Genomic DNA, 17,520 nt, shown 5'->3' on the forward strand with positions numbered 1-17,520 from the left:
GCGGTCGCCGATCAGGCCGGACCGGGCTTGCGCGTGACGGTGACGACGGACGCCGGCGCCTTGTATCCGGCGATCGCCGCGGTGATCTGGCGCGTGCCGGCAAGGCCCGCGAGCGGGCCGACCGTGGCCTGCCAGTACACGGCCGAGACGCTGGCCACCAGTTGCTGCAATTGCGCGCCGAGGCTCGCCTGGGCCGGCGCGGAAGCGTCGAAAGGCACCAGCTCGTAGGCCAGCAGCACGACCGTGCGCAGGAATTCGTCCTGGATGTCGCTATGTTCGACACCCGGCGCATTCGACCCGAGCAAGTAGGAACGCCAATTGATGAACAGGTTCAGGACTCTGCTCAAGGCGGCGAACCAGACGCTGCGCAAGGGGCTGTCGCCAACCAGAGCCTCGACCAGCGCCTGGAACGCGGCGTAGGCGCGGTCGAGGTTGGCGACGCTGGCGATCAAGGCGGTCGCCGCGCTCAGTTGTTCCTGGAGCACCGGCCTGCCGCCGACGAACAAGTCGGCCAGCGTCGCGGCATCGCGCACCAGCTTCATGAGCTGGCCGATCTGGGTGGCGCTCAGCGCCTGCGCGCCGGCGTACATCCAGCGCTCGCTCGCCGCACGCAGGCGGTCGGTGTCGATGTAGCCATCGAGCCGCGAGTCCCCGGCCGAGGCGAACCGGTCCGCCGCCGCGACGATCGCGTTGCCGTCCGGGCGGGTGTCGAACGCGACGAACGGGTACTTGGCGGCGATGAAGCTGCGGTAGTGGCCGGCCTGACCGAGCCGGAACCCCAGCAGGCTGGTATTCGCGGTCAATGATTCGTAGTAACTCGGCCCCTGCGCCGAAGCGGGCCGGTCGAACGCTGCGCACAGGGCCATCGCGCTGCGCTGGCCGGCGGCGTCGACCCGCGCGCGCGTGCGCGCGCCGGCGAGGTCGTAGCGACGCAAGATCAGGCCGTCGCAGGTGAGTCTGTCGTTGCCGAACATCTCGTCGAGTAAGCCCGACACGTCGCGGCTGCGATGCGGCGGCGCGCCGGAGGCGCCGGGCGCGTCCTCGGCCTGGCGTCCTTGGGCTGCGGCGAGGCAGGCGAATACATAGTCCGAATAAGCGCGATAGAACCCGGTTCCGGGCAGCCGCAGCGAGTACGCCATGGCGTAGCCGATCATCGAACGGTTGTCGGAGGCCACGCCCGTGCCTGGGCCGCAGTCGATGCGCTGGGTCAGCTGCAAGGCCCGCGCGCCGGCGCCAGCGCCGAAGAAACGGGTCAGCTCCGGGCCCGGCTCGACCTGCAGCTGCGCGCTGAGGAAGGCCAACGACTCGGCGTAGCGGCCGGCCTCGTGCTCGCCGCCGGGCAGGTCGATGCCGATCACCTCGCCCAGGGTCGGGTCCTCGAACAGCGGCAGGATCCTGGCACTGAGTTCGCGTCCGAGCGCCTGCGCATCGGCGCCGTCCGCCGACGTCTGCGCCAGCAGTTTGTACTGGGTCTGGCGGGCCTGGTTGTAGCTCGCCGCGACCGCGTTGGCGGCGCGGATGTCGTCCTCGCCGATGGCCGCCTGCACGTGCGCGACGCCCTGCAGTTCGAGATAGCGCAAGCTCATCGCCATCCACTGCAGATAACGCGCTTCGCCATCGGGTTCGGCGCGCAGCTTGCCGATCGCGAACCGGCGGGCGCGGTAGACATCGTCGCGCGGCGTGTAGCGGCTGGCGCCGTAGACTCTGCGGTTGAAGTAACGCAGCGCCGGCATCAACTGGTCGAGCGTCGTCGAGGTGGCCGGCTTGACGCCCTTGGCCAGACCTTCGAGCGCGCCGCGCACGCTCTTGTACAGCACCGGGTCGGTGGCGGCGATGCCGCGGCGCAGGTTCAGGCCGAGCCAGCGGCTCAGGCAGACGCAGGCGATGTAGAGGTCTTCGGCGACGCACTCGCCGCACTCGTAGCGCACCCGGTGACCGCGCGCGGCCAGACCGGCAAGCGGGTTGCCTTCCTCCATCCACGCCAGCGCCTTGAGGAACAGCGACACCGCGCCGCGACCGGGCTGGGCGTCGTCGGCCTCGCCGCCGCCGAACAGGGCGGCCAGCGACAACTGCTGTCCCTGGGCGATGGCGACGGTGGCCTGCACCTCGAACGCGCCGTCGCGGCCCTGTCGCTTGTACGCCACCGGCAGCTGCAGCGCGTCGCCGGCCACCGACGCCGGATCTTCGACCGGCAGGATGCCGGCGAAGGGGCTGTCGTAGTCGAAGCGATAGCTCGGCAATGTCAGCGACGGCAGGGCGAAATAAGCCATGACCCGGGTCCTGTGGGTGCGGTGCGGCGACGGCGGTCCGGCGCGGGCGTGGGGTCACGCCCGCGCGGGGACGGCACGGCGATCAACTGCCCTTGCGGTTCTGCAGCAGCGAGGAGTACTTGGCGATGCTCGAGTCGATACGGTCGATGGCGAAGCTCGCCGACTCGGCTTCCATCGCGCCGGCGGCCGCGGCGACCGCGGCGGCCGCGCCCATGAGGATGTCGGTGGCGAGAATGCCCAGCGCGTCCTCGGCGGCTTTCTCGAGCTGGTTGTCGACCAGATCCTGGGTCATCTGCCGCATCAGGATGCCTTGGCTCGCCAAGGCGATCTTGCTGACCCCGTCGAAGTACGCCGCGGCCGATTGCGCGACCAGGCCCGCGGCCTGGCTGATCATCATGTCCGGGCCGGTCGCGATCTGCGACGGCGCATACGAGGCGGTCTCGGCGTTGGTGAACTGCACCGCCTGCACGATCTGCTGATTGAGCGCGTCGGTCGGCGGCGGCGGCGGCGGCGGGTCTACGCTTTTGGCCATCGCGAGGCTGCGCGCCGCGGCCAGCGGCGACGGCGGCGGCGTGGCGGGCGTCGACGGCGCGCTTGGGGCGCCGGCCGAGGCCGGCGCCGCGGCGGCGTTCGGCGGCGTCGCCGCGGCATCGCTCGACGCTGCGCCGGCAGCGGCCGGTGCGGGCGCCGGTGTCGATGGCGCAGCGGCGGCGGCAGCGGAAGTTGCCGCCGCTGCCGACGCGCTCGGATCGGCCGCTGCGGTCGGCGCAGCGGAGGCCGCCGGAGTCGCGTTGGCGCTCGCGTCGGTCGACGTACTTGCGGGCGCAGTGGCGGCTGGCCCGGTTGCCGGCGACACGTCGGCCGGCGCGGCCGCAGCGGCGGGTGCCGCATTCGTTGCCGGCGTATTCGCCGGCTCGGCCGGGGCCGCCGGCGCATCGGGTGCGGTTACGGCTGGTGCGGGCGTCGCGGCGGGCGTCGCGGCGACCGGCTCGGCGGCAGCCGGCGTGGGAACCGCGGTCGCGCTGGCTGCGGCGGCATCGGCGGCGGGCGGGTCGATCAGTGCGGGCGGCGGGGTGGCGTTGATGGTCATGGCGGCGGATATCGCTATAGGCGGCGTGACAGCGGATGCCGCGACCGGTGGCGCGAGGCCGACGGTGGCGGTGGAAGGTGTCGGCGCGGGCGATGCGATCGCCGCCGACGGTGTTGGCGCAGCGTTCGCGCCGTGAGCCGATCGCTTGCCCGACGCGTTGTTGCGCTTGCCGGGCCTCGGCTTCATCGCCCGGCGCTCCCGCGGCGAGGCGTGCGATCGCGATCGGATTCATGGCCTCGCCTCGCCGGCGCCGACGCAAGTGCAAGCGGCGTCATGGTTTCTCCCCGATCGCCATGATCAGGGCGACCGCCTTGGACACCACTGCGCTCGAGATCTGGTTGAGCACCTGCTGGCTGTGTACGGCGTTCTGCAGCGACAGGCCGGCCGAATGGCTGGACACCTGATACAGGGATGCGATCGCTTGCGCGGGCGCTTCGGCGACTACCTTGACGTTGGTCTGGGTGACAGCGTCGGTGATCTGCGAATTGACGGAGGTCTCGTCGGCCATGAGCCTGTCCTTGAATGATGCGGTTTGAAGGGGTCGGCATGACCGGCGCCGGGATCGCGCTGTGCATTCCGTTATTCGTCGTGAGTCTGATTGGGAGGAACGCCCGGCCAATGCCGTTGTGAAACGAGAATCGAACGATGCGCTCGCGAACCGCGTACCCGGCTTTGCCCGGCCGGCGCGCTCAGTCGCGCGCCATCGCGGTCTTGATCCGGTTGCGCAGCAGCTCCACGCGCTTGCGCGCGAGCGGTTGGTTGATCTGGAATTTCTGCGCGATCACCGGGTACGGCAGATCGTCGATGAAGCGGTAGGCGAACAGGCGGCGCTGTTCGCGGCTCAGGCGCGAGACCGCGGCGACCACCCGGTCGAGCTGCTGGTCGAGTTCGAGCTTCTGCAGCGCCGACAGACCCTCGTGGGCGAAGCCGCTGGCCTCGCTGTCGATCTCGCGGTTGCGATCGAACATCTCGCGGTCGCGGCTGCGCCGGCGCACGCTGTCGAGAAATACGTGACGCAGCACCACGAACAGGAAGCCGCAGGGATCGGTCACCGTCTGCGGCGCGCGACGCATGAACAGCAGGGCCTTGATCGCGGTATTGGCCAGCAGTTCCTCGGCCTGATCGCGCTGGCCGTCGGCGAAGCGGCGCGCACGCGCCTCCAGTTCGGGCAGACACAGCCGCCAGGCGTTGGCGAACATTTCGTCGGCGACCTTGAGGTCGTCGCGCTCAGTCTTGGGACGTTCCATCTCTCGCTTCTCCTGTGTCGAGCACCTGAGAGCGAGTCTGGTTAGGGGGTCTGGCGATGGCTGTTACTTGGGTGACACGCGCCCGCTGCTGGGCGCGATGAACTGCGCACCCCGTCGCGATACGCGATTTCCGTGTCGGTTTTCGTCGACGTATCGCACGCTTGTCGCCGTCGCCGATGTCCGCACTGCCGGTCGGATGCCGTTGCGCGCGCGAGGCGGCCAGGCCGCGGGCGTCACGAAAGATGCGTGCGCGACCGCACGCCGGCGCGGCGTTCGAACGCGGTTCGATGCCTGCGCGGACGGCCGCAGGTGCATCGCCTATCGTCCGCTGCGCACTCGATCGACCTACCGGAGCCGCGACTGCGTCACAGATCGGCGGCGCCCACGCATCGCGGACCTCGGTCCGCATGCAGCAGTCGCGGCGTCGCGGTCGTGCTGCGGCGGCCCGCCTGCGCGAACGCGCGGGCTTGCTTGTGCGGACGCGGCCTCGCGCGAACGCCGGTTTAGGCGGCGCGCCCTTGCGCGGCGCCGTCCAGGCCCAGACCGCGCAGCGCGCCGTCCCAGCCCCAGGTCAGCGCGCAGCAGGCCGCCACGACCAGGCCCCAGGACAGGCTGCCCTGCGGAAGCGCCTGCAACGGCGCCTGCAACGCCGGCAACCAGTTCGCGCTGGTCGCCGTCATCATGCCGATACCGACTACCAGCAGCAGGCCCAGCAAACCGCCTTGCAGCAGGCGTTCGAGGCGATCGCCCGCGTTCGCCGCTGACTCCGCCCGGCGCGCGACCTGCGCGGCGAAACCGTAGGGAATCGGCTCCATCACCGGCGCACGCAGCGCCCGGCTGAGCAGGCGGTATTGGGCCAGGCGGGGGTCGCCGACGCTCATCGGCATGCCGGCGCGCTCTTCCTGCAGCGCGCGCTCCTGCAGCCGCCACTCGCGTGCGATGCGTTCGTCGTCGAAATGCGGTTCGCGATCGGATGGAACGCCGTTGCGGTTCATGCGAATTCTCCCAACCGGGCTTCGAGGCGCTGGCGCAGGCGGGCGCGAGTCCGGAACAGATGGCTCTTGATCGTACCCTCGGCCAGGCCGGTGATGCCGGCGATTTCGCCGATGGGCACTTCTTCGAGGTGATACAGGGTCAACAAAGTGCGTTGCAGCGGCGGCAGCGCCTCGATCTCGGCGTGCAGCCCGGCGGCGATTTCCTCGTCGGCGCAGGCCGCCTCCAGGTCGAAGCCGTCGCTGACCAGGTCCAGCGGCGACAGGGCGTCCTCGTCGTCGGCGACCTCCAGGATCGGGATGCGCTTGCGTTCGAGATGGCGCTTGGCGACCGAGTAGGCGACCTGGCCGATCCACGACTTCAGGGGACTCTCGTGGCGGTATTGGTGCAGGCACTGGTGCACGCGCAGGAACGCCTCCTGGCACAGCTCGCGGGTGTCGTCCGGGTGTCGCACCATGCGCTGGATGATGTGCCAGCACAGCCCCTGGTAGTCCCGCACCAGGCGCTCGAAGGCGCCCGGCGCCTGGGCCAGGACGGCAGCGACCAGGCTGCGGTCGTCGTTGATGGAGAGGCCGGTCATCGCACTCAAGATGCAGTCGGGGCGCAATCGGTTGCAGTGATCAGGATAGCCATCGCGATATGACAAGGGTCAACTTTCGACCGGCCGCGCGCTCCGGGCGCCGCCTCCGGCCTCCCGGACGACGCGCCGCCCGGCCTGCAACCGATCGCCAGGTACCCGTATCCATTACCTCGTGACCCGAACCCGAGGAGACCGCCCACATGCAATTCGAACTGTTGATCCCGATTACCCTGTTCATCAGCATCGTCTTCGCGATCAAGATCGTCGTCGAAGCGCGCTTCCGCAACAAACTGCTGTCGACCGGCGGCGCCGAAGAGCTGTTGCGCTCGATGGCTCGCGACGAAGACATCCGCCGCCGCCACGGCGCCTTGCGCTGGGGCATCGTCATGGTCCTGCTGGCCTTCGCCTTCGGCATCATCGAAGCCGCCGGCTGGCGCGAGGCCACCCCGGGCATGGTCGCGGTGCTGCTCGGCGCCTGCGGGCTGGGCAATCTGGCCTACTACTTCATTTCGCGCAAGCTCGATTGACCGAAGTCGCTGGCCGGCTGGCGCCGGCTTAGGCCGAAAGGCGGTTCCTTGCGGGTGCGGACGCAGCGATGATCGCTGCGTCCGCCCCGGAGCCCCGCATGCGTCCGTTCAAATCGCTGCCTCTGATCGTTGCCTGCCTGCTAGCCGCCGGCCTGCTCGCCGTTGCCGGCGCTTGGCCATCGCCCGCCGCCGCGGCCGAGGCCTCCGGCCAGCCCGCGCCCGACCGCCGCATCGTCATGACCGTCGACGACCTGCCCTGGGTGCAGTTGCCGGCGGTGCCGGATGCCGAAGTGATCGACGGCCACCGGCGCCTGGTCGCGGCGATCGGGCGCGCCGGCGTCCCGGCGATCGGCTTCGTCAACGAGGGCAAGCTCGAACATGAGGGCCGGGTCCGGCCCGAACGCCTGGCGATGCTGCGCGACTGGCTCGATGCCGGCGCCGAACTCGGCAACCACGGCCACGGCCATCTCGACCTGCACGAAGTCGGCCTGGCGGCCTATCAGGCCGACATCCTGCGCGGCGAACGGCAGCTGCGGCCGCTGCTGGAACGCGCCGGCCGCGAACCGCCGCGCTGGTTCCGCCACCCGTACCTGCGCGCCGGCCGCAGCGCGCAGGACAAGGCCGGCCTGCAACGCTTCCTGGCCGAACACGGTTATCGCATCGCCCCGGTCACCGCCGACAACACCGACTGGATCTGGGCCACCGCCTATCTGCGCGCCGGCGAAGCGCCGGACATCTCGCGGCGCGAGGCGCGCAGGCTCAAGGCGAAACTGCGTCGCGACTACGTCGAGCACATGGGCCGCAAACTCGACTACTACGAACGCCAGTCGATCGCCCTGCTCGGTTACGCCCTGCCGCAGATCTGGCTGATCCACGCCAACCTGCTCAACGCCGACAGCTACGGCGAACTGGTCGCGATGATGCGCAAGCGGGGCTACCGCTTCGTCGGCCTCGACGAGGCCATGCGCGACCCGGCCTATCAACGCGCCGACGCCTATCTCGGGCCGGTCGGGCCGAGTTGGCTGCACCGCTGGGCGATCGGCGAGCAGCGTCCGCCGGGCTTCTTCGCCGGCGAACCGCGGACGCCGGCCTGGGTGATGAAGCTGGCCGAGGTCGAATCCGAATGAACCCTGTCCATACAGGAGCGGCTCGAGCCGCGGCCGGCGCCGGCGCCGGCACGTCCCCGCTTACGGCGCGCCTAGCCGGCGCCGTGCGCGATCACAAGCGATCCAGGGCGGTGCGCAACACCGGCACCGTAGTGACGTCGTCGACGCCCTTGAGCGCGGCGACGCGCTCGCGCAGGTCGGCCAGCTCGCTCGGCGAACCGGTCTCCACCAACACCATCAGGTCGATCTCGCCGGCGACGCTGTGGATCAGGCGCACCTGCGGCAACTCCGCCAGCGGCGGCACCACGTCGTCGCAACTGAAACCCTCGCCATAACGCAGCAGCAGCCAGGCCCGCAAAGGATCGCCGCCGCTGCCCAGGCGCACCGTGTACTGGGCGATGACGCCGGCCGCTTCCAGCCGTTGCAGGCGCTCCTGAACGGTGCTGCGCGACAGGCCCACCGCCCTGGCCAGCGCGACCGTCGACGAACGCGCGTTGTCCTGCAGCAGCGCGATCAGCTTGCGGTCGGTTTCGTCGAGCGTCTTCATCGCGAGGGCATCCATCCGCCGGGAGCGCGGGCGCCGGCCTGACCGGCATTTTGCCGGGTTGAGACCGGCGCAGGCGAATGCCCACGATAGGCCATCGCCTCGCCACCGCCCGGAACCGCCGCCTTGGCCGCCTCCAGCTTCGCCGACCTGCCCGCCCCGCCCTATTACGCGGTGATCTTTTCCTCGCAACGCAGCGATGCGGACGCCGAAGGCTACGACCGCACCGCCGCGCGCATGGCCGAACTGGTGCGCGACCAACCGGGCTTCCTCGGCTTCGAATCCGCCCGCGGCGCCGACGGCTTCGGCATCACGGTGGCCTACTTCGACAGCGAACGGTCGATCCGCGCCTGGCGCGAACACGCCGAGCACGCGGCCGCCCGCGACCTCGGCCACCGCCGCTGGTACCAGCGCTTCGAGCAGCGCATCGCCCTCGTCCAACGCGCCTACGGCGGCCCGCGCCAGCCCGCAGAACCGACCTCTCCCCAGGAACCGACTCGCCCATGACCGAACCGAACCGCATCGCCCTGATCCCGATCGACGTGCAACAGGGCTTCGACTACCCGCCCTGGGGGCCACGCAACAACCCCGCCATGGAAGCCAACGGCCAGCGCCTGCTCGCGGCGTGGCGCGCACGCGGATGGCCGCTGATCCATGTCCGCCACGATTCGGTCCATGCCGGCTCCACCCTGCATCCCTCGCATCCCGGCAACGCCTTCCGCCAGGGCTTCGAGCCGCGGCCGGGCGAAGCCGTCGTCGCCAAGTCGGTCAACGCCGCCTTCATCGGCACCGACCTCGACCTGCGCCTGCGCCGGCTCGGCGTCGACACCGTCGCCCTGTTCGGCGTCAGCACCGACATGTGCGTATCGACCACCGCGCGGGTCGCCAGCAACCTGGGTTACCGCACCCTCGTCGTCGCCGACGCCTGTTTCTGCTTCGACCTCGTCGATGCCGACGGCGGCACGATCACGGCCGAAACCATCAGCCGCGCACACCTGGCCACCCTGCGCGCCGAGTTCGCCGAAGTGATCGACAGCGTGGCACTGATCGCGCGGATCGCTAGCGAGTAGCGAAGAGCCCACCGCCGCGACGGAGCTATCGGCTCCTCTCCCGCGCGCGGGAGAGGTCGGGGTGAGGGCCCATGCATTCAGATCGCCTTCGACCAGCGCAAACCCTTTCATCGGAATGAATCGACTGACGAGCCATCGTCTCCGAAACAAAACCGTTCTTCCTTCGCTCGCCTGTGCCGCTCGCGCGGCGACGAACGGTCTTGCATCTGTTTTTTCGCGGGCGTATCGTTCGCGGCCTTCGTCCTAGCGACGCATTCGACCGACCTCCTTCCGTGCATTTCACACTCGACATCGCCAAACAGAACGCACCGCGGCCCTCGTGCCACGGCCTGTTCGATCGCGCGTCGACGAAGCGCGGTCGCCTCGACGTTCTGCCCACGCCGGACTGACTCCCACGCCAGGGAGATCGGTCGCCCCGATCTCCCGAGGAACGCGAACGCCCTCGGTTCACCACCGGGGGCGTTTCGTTTTCAGCGTCCGCAAAGGGAAAATCCGCACCGAATCACGCGAGTCCATACGCCCCGAAGCATCCGAGAGGAAAGGGGATGAGCCGTCGAGGCGCCGGCAACGGCGCTGTGCCCCGATGCTTCGGCACGGGCGGCCGGTATGGATCCGCAATGCATGGGCGCTTGCGCCCCCACCCATTGCCGATTGGCGACAGTCGGCGATACGAAGCATCCGAAGAAACGCATGACCGCGGTGCGGGTTCGCAGCCCGTCCGGTGCGCGCGGCGCTGCCGTGGCGTATGCCGACGTGCGTGGATGGATGTTTCTCAACTGACGGTAGCTCAGCGGTTAGAGCGGCGACTTTGTGCGCAGGTCGTCGGTTCGATTCCGACCCGTCAGTCTTTGGATATAGCTCAGTCGGTTAGAGCAACAGCTTTCGATGCTGTCTGTCGCGGGTTCGACTCCCGCTATCCCAACTGCCTTCCCGGCGGTTAATCAGGAACGAAAGTTCCGACTCGGGAAACGCCCCGTGCGGCGTTTCGGCAGACGCCGCGTTCGCGCGGCGCGCGACGGAACGACGCAGCGGCTCCATCGCCGGACCCGCGCCCTCGTGGCGCGCAACGGTGCGGCGCCGCCGTCGCGACAGGGAACGTCGCGGCGGCGGGCGGCATCGCCTCCCGCCGGCAGCGCGCGGGTTTCGCGATGGCGACGCCAGGGGCGTTTCCTACCTATTCCTTTCGCCGGCGCCCCGCGTCCGGCGGATCACCGCGCCCTTGCGACGACCGATTCGGTCGCAACGGCCACCACCACGGATCGGACCACCGGAACCACAAGGAGAACAGCATGTTCTGGATGAAGAAGGTCGTGGTCGGCGATGCCGAGCGCGCCCTGGTATACCGCAACCGCCGGATCGAGCGCGTGCTCGGCCCCGGCGTACACCGGCTCGGCAACTGGAAGCGCCAGCGCGAGGTGACGCTGCACTCGATCGTCGACGCCCAGTACAACGGACGCGACGCCGATGCGCTGATCGCCGGGCTGGGCGCGCACCTGGACGAACACTTCGTGCTCGCCAACCTCGGCATGCAGGAGATCGGCCTGGTGCTGCGCAACGACCGGATCGACGAAGTCCTCGCACCAGGCACCCGCCAGCTGTACTGGAAGGGCCTGGCCGAGATCGAAGTGCGCAGCATCGCCCTCACCGACGGCCTGGCGATCGAACCGGACGTCGCCAACCGTTTGCGTCAGCTCGCTTACCTCGACCGCATCGCGGTCGCGGGCGCGGTGCCGACCGAGTCGGCCGGCCTGTTGTTCGTCGACGGCAAGTTCGTGCGCCGTCTCGAGCCGGGCGCGTACGCGTTCTGGAACTTCCGCAAGAACGTCAGCGTCGAGGTGGTCGAGCTGCGCATGCAGGCGATGGAAGTGTCGGGTCAGGAGTTGCTGACCCGCGACAAGGTCTCGCTGCGCGTGAACCTGGCGGCGAGCGTGCGCGTGACCGACCCGGTCGCCGCGCGCACCCGGGTCGCCAAGCACGCCGAGCACGTCTATCGCGAGCTGCAGTACGGCCTGCGCAAGGCGGTCTCGTCGAAAACCCTCGACGAGTTGCTCGGCGACAAGGCTTCGCTCGACGCCGACATCTTCGCCTACGTGCGCGGCCAGGTCGCCGGCATCGGCGTCGAGGTGCTCGGGGTCGGCGTCAAGGACGTGATCCTGCCGGGCGAGATGAAGGAGATCCTCAACGGCGTGGTGCAGGCGGAAAAGACCGCGCAAGCCAACGTGATCCGCCGCCGCGAGGAAGCCAACGCCACGCGCAGCCTGCTCAACACCGCGAAGTTGATCGAGGACAGCCCGGTGCTGATGCGCCTGAAGGAACTCGAGGCTTTGGAAAAGATCACCGAGAAGATCGACAAGTTGACCGTGTTCGGCGGTCTGGAGGGTGTCATGACGCAGTTGGTAAGCCTCAAGGGCAAGGGCTGAGCGCAGGGCCGGACGGCCATTCCGTCCGGGTTCCGATAGCGCGTAGGCCTGCAGGAAACGCGAACGCCGCTCCACCGGAGCGGCCATCCGATCGTGCCGGAAGGCGCGATCGACTATCGGACAAAATCTTCATGCGACACGATATGTACAAAGTGATCGTCGAACGGCCGCGGCGGGGAGGTTTCCACGCTTCGCGTCCGCCGCGCGATCCGGACGACGAGCGCCGACGCGAAAGCCTCAAGTTCCGCCATCGCCATGATCCGAAGTGGCTCAACGAAAACCTGAAACCGCTGCAACGCTACCTGGAACGGCAGCTCGGGCGGCGCTGGGATTTCGTCTACTCGGAGCTGTGCAGGCAGGTCGACCGGCGCAACACCGTGCAGCAACACATTCACCAACATCTCGAGGATTTCGTGGCGATGCAGGTGCATCGGATCGACGGCGAGCTGCAGGTCCTGAGCCGTTACGGCGGCTTCAAGCCTCTGGCCGAGGCCTGGCACGATCTGTACGTGTGCCCGGACAGCGGTTGCCTGATGCGCAACGAAGCGGCGATCCGCTTGCGGGTCGAGCGGCGGCGCGCGCATGCGCGGGACCTGCGGCATCGCCGGCTAGGGCTGGAACCGGAGGTGCGCAAGCTCGGGCCGACCGCCCAGCTGCGCCGGATCGATGGCATCTGGTATGCGATCGAGTTGGCGCCCATGCCCGCGTCCTGGCAACGCCAGCCGCGTCACGGTGCGCTCGGTACGGTTCGCGCCTTCGCCCACGACGCGGTCCTCGGCCGACCGGCCGGCGACTGCGCCGGCCGGCGCGAACGCCTGTACGGCAACGCCGGCCTCTATGCGCGGCGCAAGCGCCAGCTCGGCCATGCGGAATTACTCGAATACGGACTCCACAACGACGACCAACCGGACGCATACGACGCGCCGCTGCCGCGGCCCCGACGGTGCCATGGCAAGTACCGCGGACCGATCCGTGCCGGCGGTCGCCATCAGGAACATTGACATGACTACATCAAGCTACGAACTGCTGCACGCCGACGAAGGCGCGGTGCCGGTCAAGGCCTGGGTGCGCGGCGTGCCGGTCGACGAAGGCGCGCGGCGACAGCTGCGTAACATCGCCGCCCTGCCCCACGCCGGCCCTTGGGTCGCGGTGATGCCGGACGTGCACCTCGGCAAGGGCGCCACCGTCGGCTCGGTGGTGCCCACGCGCGGCGCGATCATTCCGGCCGCGGTCGGCGTCGACATCGGCTGCGGCATGGCCGCGGTGCGCACCACGCTGCGGGCCAAGGACCTGCCCGACAGCCTGGCCAAGCTGCGCTCGGCCATCGAGCACTGCGTCCCGGTCGGCAACGGCCGCGGCGGCGAGCACCGCCGCCTGCCCGACAGCCACGCCACGCGCCTGGCCAAGTCGGGTCTGGCGTCGCGGCTGGACGTCATCCACGGCAAGCACCGCAAGCTGCGCACCGACAAGTTCGACAAGCAGATCGGCACGCTCGGCGGCGGCAACCACTTCATCGAAGTCTGTCTCGATGAGGCCGGCGCGGTATGGGTGATGCTGCACTCGGGCTCGCGCGGCACCGGCAACCTGATCGGCAGTTACTTCATCGAGCTGGCGCGGCTGAAGCTGGAACGGCGCGTGCTGGGCTTCCATCTGCCGGACAAGGACCTGGCCTTCCTGCTCGAAGGCGAGCCCCTGTTCGACGATTACATCGAGGCGGTGTCGTGGGCGCAGGATTACGCCCGCCACAACCGCGAGGCGATGATGGACCGGGTCCTGCATGCGATGCGGACCCAACTGCCGAAGTTCCAGTTGGAGAAGACCGCGGTCAACTGCCATCACAACTACGTGCAGCGCGAGCGGCACTTTGGCGAAGACCTGTGGGTGACCCGCAAGGGTGCGGTCAGCGCCCGCGAGGGCGAGCTCGGCATCATCCCCGGCAGCATGGGCGCGCGCAGTTTCATCGTGCGCGGCAAGGGCGAGGCCGACAGCTTCCACAGCTGCAGCCACGGGGCCGGCCGGGTCATGAGCCGCAGCGAGGCCCGCCAGAAGATCACCCTGAAAGACCACCGCGAGGCCACGGCCCACGTGGAATGCCGCAAGGACGCGGCGGTCATCGACGAATCGCCGGCGGCCTACAAGCCGATCGAGGCGGTGATGGCTGCGCAGTCCGATCTGGTCGAGGTGGTCCACACCTTGCGCCAGGTGGTCTGCATCAAAGGTTGAAGCGCCGATTTGCGCTTGCGACGCCGCCCCTCGCGGGCGGCGTCTTCTTGCCCGTGCGAAGCGACGACGACACGCTGTCGTCCGGCCATCGCATTCAGGGCGCGACGCACTCGTGGTTCAGCTTTCTCTGCGCTTTTTACGTTTTTTCTGAACGCCGCGCGCTGGTCTGAACATCCTGTACGCATGTTTGCGACTGTGCTCGCGTTTCGTCTGTGCGCTCGCGACTTTTCCGCGCCCACGATGCCTCGAAAACCGATATCGTCCCGATGCAAGGGGAATGCCAACGGATTGAGCTTATGACGCATCGCACTGCCGACCGGCTGTCCCTCTCCCACTCCGGCCAGGAGTGCGAACTAACCCCGACAGCCGCGTCCGCGGCGGCGCTGTCCCACGAAACCCGCGAACTCGCGATCACCTACGGTATCGGCGCCCGCCTGCATCACGGCGAACGCCATTGGTTCGACATCCGCGACGATCTGGCCCGAGGCTGGGAACGCCTGTGCGGCCGCAATTGCGTGCCGTGGACCCAGGTCGAGGGCGATGTCGAAGGCGCTTGGCGTCTCGTTCTGGCCGAATGACCCGATCCGACTGATTCGGCGAGGCCGGCACCGCCGGCCGATCGGGTATTTGCCGGCACCGCCGGCCGATCGTTATGTACCGGCACCGCCGGCACCGCCGGCCACCCGGTATGCGCCGGCGACATGACCGGCCGACAGGCACGCATCGGCATCGGACCCACCGACAAATTCCCCGCCGGCGCCTCCGTGTGCCGGGCGAGTGGGCGATGCACCCACTGAGCCGCGGTGCGTGCGCGGCCCGGGTCGAGAAAACGACAGGCTTCGATTCGCTCAGGCGCGCGCCGGCTGCACCCGGCGCCACTGCCACTTCAGGTTCACCCCGAGCGTGCCGATCACGATCAGCACCACCCCGAGGCTCTGCACCGGCACCAGGCTGTGGCCGTAGACCAGATAGTCGAGCAGCAGCGCGATCACCGGGTAGATGAAGGCCAGCACCGCGATCGTCGCCACCGGCAGGCGCGGGTACGAGGTGTAGAACAGCACGTAGCAGACGCCGCTGTGGATCAGCCCGAGGCCGGCGAGCCAGAACCAGTGGTCGCCCGGCACCCCCACCGCGGCGTAGTCGGCGAACGGCGCCAGCATGACGACGCCGACCAGGCACTGGATCAGCACCACCGCGAACGGCCGCTCGCGGCTGATCCGCCGCGACAGCAGCAGCGAGGCGCCGCACAGGACCGCGGCGACGAAGGTCAGGCCGACACCGATCAGATAGCCGCTGCCGGCGCTGTTCCACAGCTTGAACGGGTCGGCCGAGCACAGCACCCCGACGAAGGCGATCGCGGTCCAGCCCAGGTCGGCGCGGCGCGTGCGTTCGCCGTAGAACATCGCCGCCATGCCCACGACCACGAACGGGAAGAAGTGGTAGACCATGGTCGCCACGCCGATCGACGAACGCGCCATGCCGGCGAACAGCGCGACCCAGTTCAGCACCAGCAGCACGCCGCTGACGATCGCCGAACGGATCAGCGCGCGCTCGCCGAGCAGGCCGCGGAACAGGCCGCGGGCGCCGCCCCAGGCGATCAGGAAGGCGCTGCCGAACAGGCAGCGGAACAGCACCGCGGTGATGGCGTCCTGGCCGCTTTCGTGCACGAACACGCCGACCGAACCGATCAGCAACTCGGCGACCAGCAACTGGATCAGGGCGTTACGCGACTCGCTCGGGGTGACGGCGTTCATGGCGGCGACGGCAGGGGGAAGGACAGCCTAGGCCGGTGCGGACCACCAATACAGATTCAGTTAGGATCGGATTCGACCAGTACAGATCCTCGCTACCGTGCTTCGCCGGCGCGCGAGCGCGGCGGCCGTCTTCGCCCCAACAGTCCCGTCCCGAGAGAGTCCCCGCATGGCCCAGGACCTGCTCTACGAACGCCTTGCCGACCGCATGCGCCGCCAGATCCACCGCGGCGTATTGCGCGCCGGCGAACGCCTGCCGTCGTTGCGCCGGCTGGGCCGCGACCAGCGCATCAGCCTGGCTACCGCGGTCGAGGCCTATCAGCAGCTCGAACGCGAAGGCCTGATCGAAGCGCGTCCGCGCTCGGGCTATTACGTGCGCGCCGCGCCGATGCAGGCGCCGCGCAGTCCGCGCGCCCGGCACCTGTCGCGCGCGCCGATGCCGGTGCGCAACCCGGCCCTGCTCGGCGTGCTCGACGTGCAATCGCGCCGCGACCTGGTGCCGCTGCATGCGGCGACGCCGGCCGCGTCCCTGCTGCCGAGCGCGGCGCTGGCCGCCTCGATCACCCGGGCGATGCGGCGCGACCCTGACACCGCGCTCGGCTACACCGTGCCGCAGGGCCTGCCGGAACTGCGCGAACGCATCGCCCAACGCTACGCTCAATGCGGAGTCGAGATCGACCCCGACGAAATCGTCGTCACCGCCGGGGCGATGGAGGCGATCAGTCTGACCCTGCGCACGGTGACTCGGCCGGGCGACATCGTGATCCTGGAAACGCCGACCTATCACGGCCTGCTGCAGGCGGTCGCGGCGCAAGGCCTGCGTGTGCTCGAAGTACCCAACCGCCCCGGCCGCGGCATCGACGCGGCCCTGGTCGGCGAGCTGCTCGAACGCCACGCCGTGCGTGCTGCCCTGCTGGTGCCCAACTTCAACAACCCGCTCGGCAGCCTCACCAGCGACGCCGACAAGCGCGCGCTGGTCGCCGCCTGCGCCGCGCACGGCACGGTGCTCATCGAAGACGATCTGTACGGCGAACTGGCCTACTCCGGCGAACGTCCCTCGCCGCTGCGCCGTTACGACGACGGCGAGCACGTAGTCACCTGCGGCTCGTACTCGAAGATGCTCGCGCCGGGCCTGCGCGTGGGCTGGATGCTCGGCGGGCGGCGCACGCCCGAGCTGCTGCGCACCAAGAGTTTCTCCACCGTCGCCACCGCGACTCTGCCGCAAATGGCGCTGATCGAGCACTTCGCCCGCCACGACGTGGAGCGCGGCCTGCGCCGCCTGCGCCGCGCCCTCGCCGACAACGCACGGGCCTACCGGCAGGCCTTGCTCGATCACTGGCCCGACGGCACCTGCGTGGCCGAACCGGCCGGCGGCATGACCCTGTGGATCGAACTGCCCGAAGACATCGACGGCCAAGTCTTGTTCGAGGCCGCCTTGGAACACGGCATCGGCACCCTGCCCGGGCATCTGTTCTCGAACCGCGGCGATTACAGCCATCATCTGCGCCTGAGCTGCGGGCAGCCCTGGGACGGCAAGATCGAAGCCGCGCTGCGCACGGTGGGGGAATTGGCGAAGAGGCTGCAGGGTTGATGCGCAGCAGGGTGGTTGGTCCGTAGTCGCGGCTCGCGCCGCTCCTACCAAAAGCTGCGCAGCCAAGGGGCAGGAGCGGCGCAAGCCGCGACCGCGCCACCTCGATAA

General features: G+C 69.3%; 18 protein-coding genes and 2 tRNA genes. 12 read left to right on the plus strand and 8 right to left on the minus strand.

What is annotated here, in order from left to right; all coding sequences use genetic code 11:
• Positions 1–11: 11 nt before the first annotated feature.
• A complete protein-coding gene (locus tag AC6CH2_RS15765; RefSeq protein WP_498270028.1) occupies positions 12–2,270 on the minus strand; it encodes a hypothetical protein in 2,259 nt (752 codons plus the stop codon).
• 82 nt (positions 2,271–2,352) lie between these two features.
• Positions 2,353–2,802, minus strand: a complete 450-nt coding sequence (locus tag AC6CH2_RS15770; protein ID WP_498270029.1) for a hypothetical protein — start codon at positions 2,800–2,802, stop codon at positions 2,353–2,355.
• On the opposite strand from AC6CH2_RS15770, the gene AC6CH2_RS15775 reads away from it, so the two are divergent.
• Positions 2,750–3,496, plus strand: coding sequence for a hypothetical protein (locus AC6CH2_RS15775; protein WP_498270030.1), 747 nt, complete (start codon positions 2,750–2,752; stop codon positions 3,494–3,496). The two genes, AC6CH2_RS15770 and AC6CH2_RS15775, sit on opposite strands and share 53 nt — an antisense overlap.
• 135 nt (positions 3,497–3,631) lie before the next feature.
• Here the strand turns inward: AC6CH2_RS15775 and AC6CH2_RS15780 are convergent, their stop codons facing one another.
• The 4 genes from AC6CH2_RS15780 to AC6CH2_RS15795 all read right to left on the minus strand — a co-directional run bounded on the left by AC6CH2_RS15780 (position 3,632) and on the right by AC6CH2_RS15795 (position 6,180).
• Entirely contained in the window at positions 3,632–3,868 is a 237-nt protein-coding gene (locus tag AC6CH2_RS15780; protein ID WP_031371088.1) for a RebB family R body protein, read from the minus strand.
• 181 nt (positions 3,869–4,049) lie between these two features.
• A complete protein-coding gene (locus tag AC6CH2_RS15785; protein WP_498270031.1) occupies positions 4,050–4,607 on the minus strand; it encodes an RNA polymerase sigma factor in 558 nt (185 codons plus the stop codon).
• A 503-nt stretch (positions 4,608–5,110) separates the two neighbouring features.
• Positions 5,111–5,602 carry a hypothetical protein gene (locus AC6CH2_RS15790; RefSeq protein WP_498270032.1) on the minus strand — a complete coding sequence of 164 codons (492 nt, stop codon included), beginning with the start codon at positions 5,600–5,602 and terminating at the stop codon, positions 5,111–5,113.
• The gene (locus AC6CH2_RS15795) at positions 5,599–6,180 is read right to left on the minus strand and encodes an RNA polymerase sigma factor (protein ID WP_498270033.1); all 582 of its coding nucleotides are present in this window, start codon (positions 6,178–6,180) and stop codon (positions 5,599–5,601) included. Before AC6CH2_RS15795 ends, AC6CH2_RS15790 begins: the two co-directional genes overlap by 4 nt.
• A 200-nt stretch (positions 6,181–6,380) precedes the next feature.
• Between AC6CH2_RS15795 and AC6CH2_RS15800 the strand changes: the two genes are divergently transcribed.
• Positions 6,381–6,707 (plus strand): hypothetical protein, encoded by a 327-nt coding sequence (locus AC6CH2_RS15800; protein ID WP_435395245.1) that lies wholly within the window; start codon positions 6,381–6,383, stop codon positions 6,705–6,707.
• Positions 6,708–6,805: 98 nt separating this feature from the next.
• Positions 6,806–7,834: a polysaccharide deacetylase family protein gene (locus AC6CH2_RS15805; protein ID WP_498270034.1), complete on the plus strand. Its 1,029-nt coding sequence runs from the start codon at positions 6,806–6,808 to the stop codon at positions 7,832–7,834.
• Between the two features lie 91 nt (positions 7,835–7,925).
• On the opposite strand, the gene AC6CH2_RS15810 is transcribed toward AC6CH2_RS15805, so the two are convergent.
• Positions 7,926–8,360, minus strand: coding sequence for an Lrp/AsnC family transcriptional regulator (locus AC6CH2_RS15810; RefSeq protein ID WP_498270035.1), 435 nt, complete (start codon positions 8,358–8,360; stop codon positions 7,926–7,928).
• A 123-nt stretch (positions 8,361–8,483) separates the two neighbouring features.
• Between AC6CH2_RS15810 and AC6CH2_RS15815 the strand changes: the two genes are divergently transcribed.
• The 8 genes from AC6CH2_RS15815 to AC6CH2_RS15850 all read left to right on the plus strand — a co-directional run bounded on the left by AC6CH2_RS15815 (position 8,484) and on the right by AC6CH2_RS15850 (position 14,648).
• The gene (locus AC6CH2_RS15815) at positions 8,484–8,864 is read left to right on the plus strand and encodes an antibiotic biosynthesis monooxygenase family protein (RefSeq protein WP_498270036.1); all 381 of its coding nucleotides are present in this window, start codon (positions 8,484–8,486) and stop codon (positions 8,862–8,864) included.
• A complete protein-coding gene (locus tag AC6CH2_RS15820) occupies positions 8,861–9,427 on the plus strand; it encodes a cysteine hydrolase family protein (protein ID WP_498270037.1) in 567 nt (188 codons plus the stop codon). Before AC6CH2_RS15815 ends, AC6CH2_RS15820 begins: the two co-directional genes overlap by 4 nt.
• A gap of 776 nt (positions 9,428–10,203) precedes the next feature.
• Positions 10,204–10,273, plus strand: a tRNA-Thr gene (locus AC6CH2_RS15825).
• Positions 10,274–10,275: 2 nt separating this feature from the next.
• Positions 10,276–10,349, plus strand: a tRNA-Arg gene (locus tag AC6CH2_RS15830).
• Between the two features lie 367 nt (positions 10,350–10,716).
• Positions 10,717–11,847 (plus strand): slipin family protein, encoded by a 1,131-nt coding sequence (locus tag AC6CH2_RS15835; protein WP_498270038.1) that lies wholly within the window; start codon positions 10,717–10,719, stop codon positions 11,845–11,847.
• A 131-nt stretch (positions 11,848–11,978) separates the two neighbouring features.
• Positions 11,979–12,848, plus strand: a complete 870-nt coding sequence (locus AC6CH2_RS15840) for a hypothetical protein (RefSeq protein ID WP_498270039.1) — start codon at positions 11,979–11,981, stop codon at positions 12,846–12,848.
• Between the two features lies 1 nt (position 12,849).
• The gene (locus AC6CH2_RS15845; protein WP_498270040.1) at positions 12,850–14,070 is read left to right on the plus strand and encodes an RtcB family protein; all 1,221 of its coding nucleotides are present in this window, start codon (positions 12,850–12,852) and stop codon (positions 14,068–14,070) included.
• Between the two features lie 296 nt (positions 14,071–14,366).
• Positions 14,367–14,648, plus strand: a complete 282-nt coding sequence (locus tag AC6CH2_RS15850; RefSeq protein ID WP_498270041.1) for a hypothetical protein — start codon at positions 14,367–14,369, stop codon at positions 14,646–14,648.
• Between the two features lie 270 nt (positions 14,649–14,918).
• On the opposite strand, the gene AC6CH2_RS15855 is transcribed toward AC6CH2_RS15850, so the two are convergent.
• The gene (locus AC6CH2_RS15855) at positions 14,919–15,824 is read right to left on the minus strand and encodes a DMT family transporter (protein WP_498270042.1); all 906 of its coding nucleotides are present in this window, start codon (positions 15,822–15,824) and stop codon (positions 14,919–14,921) included.
• 166 nt (positions 15,825–15,990) lie between these two features.
• On the opposite strand from AC6CH2_RS15855, the gene AC6CH2_RS15860 reads away from it, so the two are divergent.
• Positions 15,991–17,412 (plus strand): aminotransferase-like domain-containing protein, encoded by a 1,422-nt coding sequence (locus AC6CH2_RS15860; RefSeq protein ID WP_498270043.1) that lies wholly within the window; start codon positions 15,991–15,993, stop codon positions 17,410–17,412.
• Positions 17,413–17,520 lie beyond the last annotated feature (108 nt).

Source organism: Lysobacter sp. GQ73, from assembly GCF_059758755.1.

Bases quoted from the DNA above. Each gene is read 5' to 3' on its own strand.
- AC6CH2_RS15765 (WP_498270028.1), bottom strand. From the start codon at position 2,270: ATGGCTTATTTCGCCCTGCCGTCGCTGACATTGCCGAGCTATCGCTTC.
- AC6CH2_RS15770 (WP_498270029.1), bottom strand. From the start codon at position 2,802: ATGGCCAAAAGCGTAGACCCGCCGCCGCCGCCGCCGCCGACCGACGCG.
- AC6CH2_RS15780 (WP_031371088.1), bottom strand. From the start codon at position 3,868: ATGGCCGACGAGACCTCCGTCAATTCGCAGATCACCGACGCTGTCACC.
- AC6CH2_RS15785 (WP_498270031.1), bottom strand. From the start codon at position 4,607: ATGGAACGTCCCAAGACTGAGCGCGACGACCTCAAGGTCGCCGACGAA.
- AC6CH2_RS15790 (WP_498270032.1), bottom strand. From the start codon at position 5,602: ATGAACCGCAACGGCGTTCCATCCGATCGCGAACCGCATTTCGACGAC.
- AC6CH2_RS15795 (WP_498270033.1), bottom strand. From the start codon at position 6,180: ATGACCGGCCTCTCCATCAACGACGACCGCAGCCTGGTCGCTGCCGTC.
- AC6CH2_RS15800 (WP_435395245.1), top strand. From the start codon at position 6,381: ATGCAATTCGAACTGTTGATCCCGATTACCCTGTTCATCAGCATCGTC.
- AC6CH2_RS15805 (WP_498270034.1), top strand. From the start codon at position 6,806: ATGCGTCCGTTCAAATCGCTGCCTCTGATCGTTGCCTGCCTGCTAGCC.
- AC6CH2_RS15810 (WP_498270035.1), bottom strand. From the start codon at position 8,360: ATGAAGACGCTCGACGAAACCGACCGCAAGCTGATCGCGCTGCTGCAG.
- AC6CH2_RS15820 (WP_498270037.1), top strand. From the start codon at position 8,861: ATGACCGAACCGAACCGCATCGCCCTGATCCCGATCGACGTGCAACAG.
- AC6CH2_RS15835 (WP_498270038.1), top strand. From the start codon at position 10,717: ATGTTCTGGATGAAGAAGGTCGTGGTCGGCGATGCCGAGCGCGCCCTG.
- AC6CH2_RS15840 (WP_498270039.1), top strand. From the start codon at position 11,979: ATGCGACACGATATGTACAAAGTGATCGTCGAACGGCCGCGGCGGGGA.
- AC6CH2_RS15845 (WP_498270040.1), top strand. From the start codon at position 12,850: ATGACTACATCAAGCTACGAACTGCTGCACGCCGACGAAGGCGCGGTG.
- AC6CH2_RS15850 (WP_498270041.1), top strand. From the start codon at position 14,367: ATGACGCATCGCACTGCCGACCGGCTGTCCCTCTCCCACTCCGGCCAG.
- AC6CH2_RS15855 (WP_498270042.1), bottom strand. From the start codon at position 15,824: ATGAACGCCGTCACCCCGAGCGAGTCGCGTAACGCCCTGATCCAGTTG.
- AC6CH2_RS15860 (WP_498270043.1), top strand. From the start codon at position 15,991: ATGGCCCAGGACCTGCTCTACGAACGCCTTGCCGACCGCATGCGCCGC.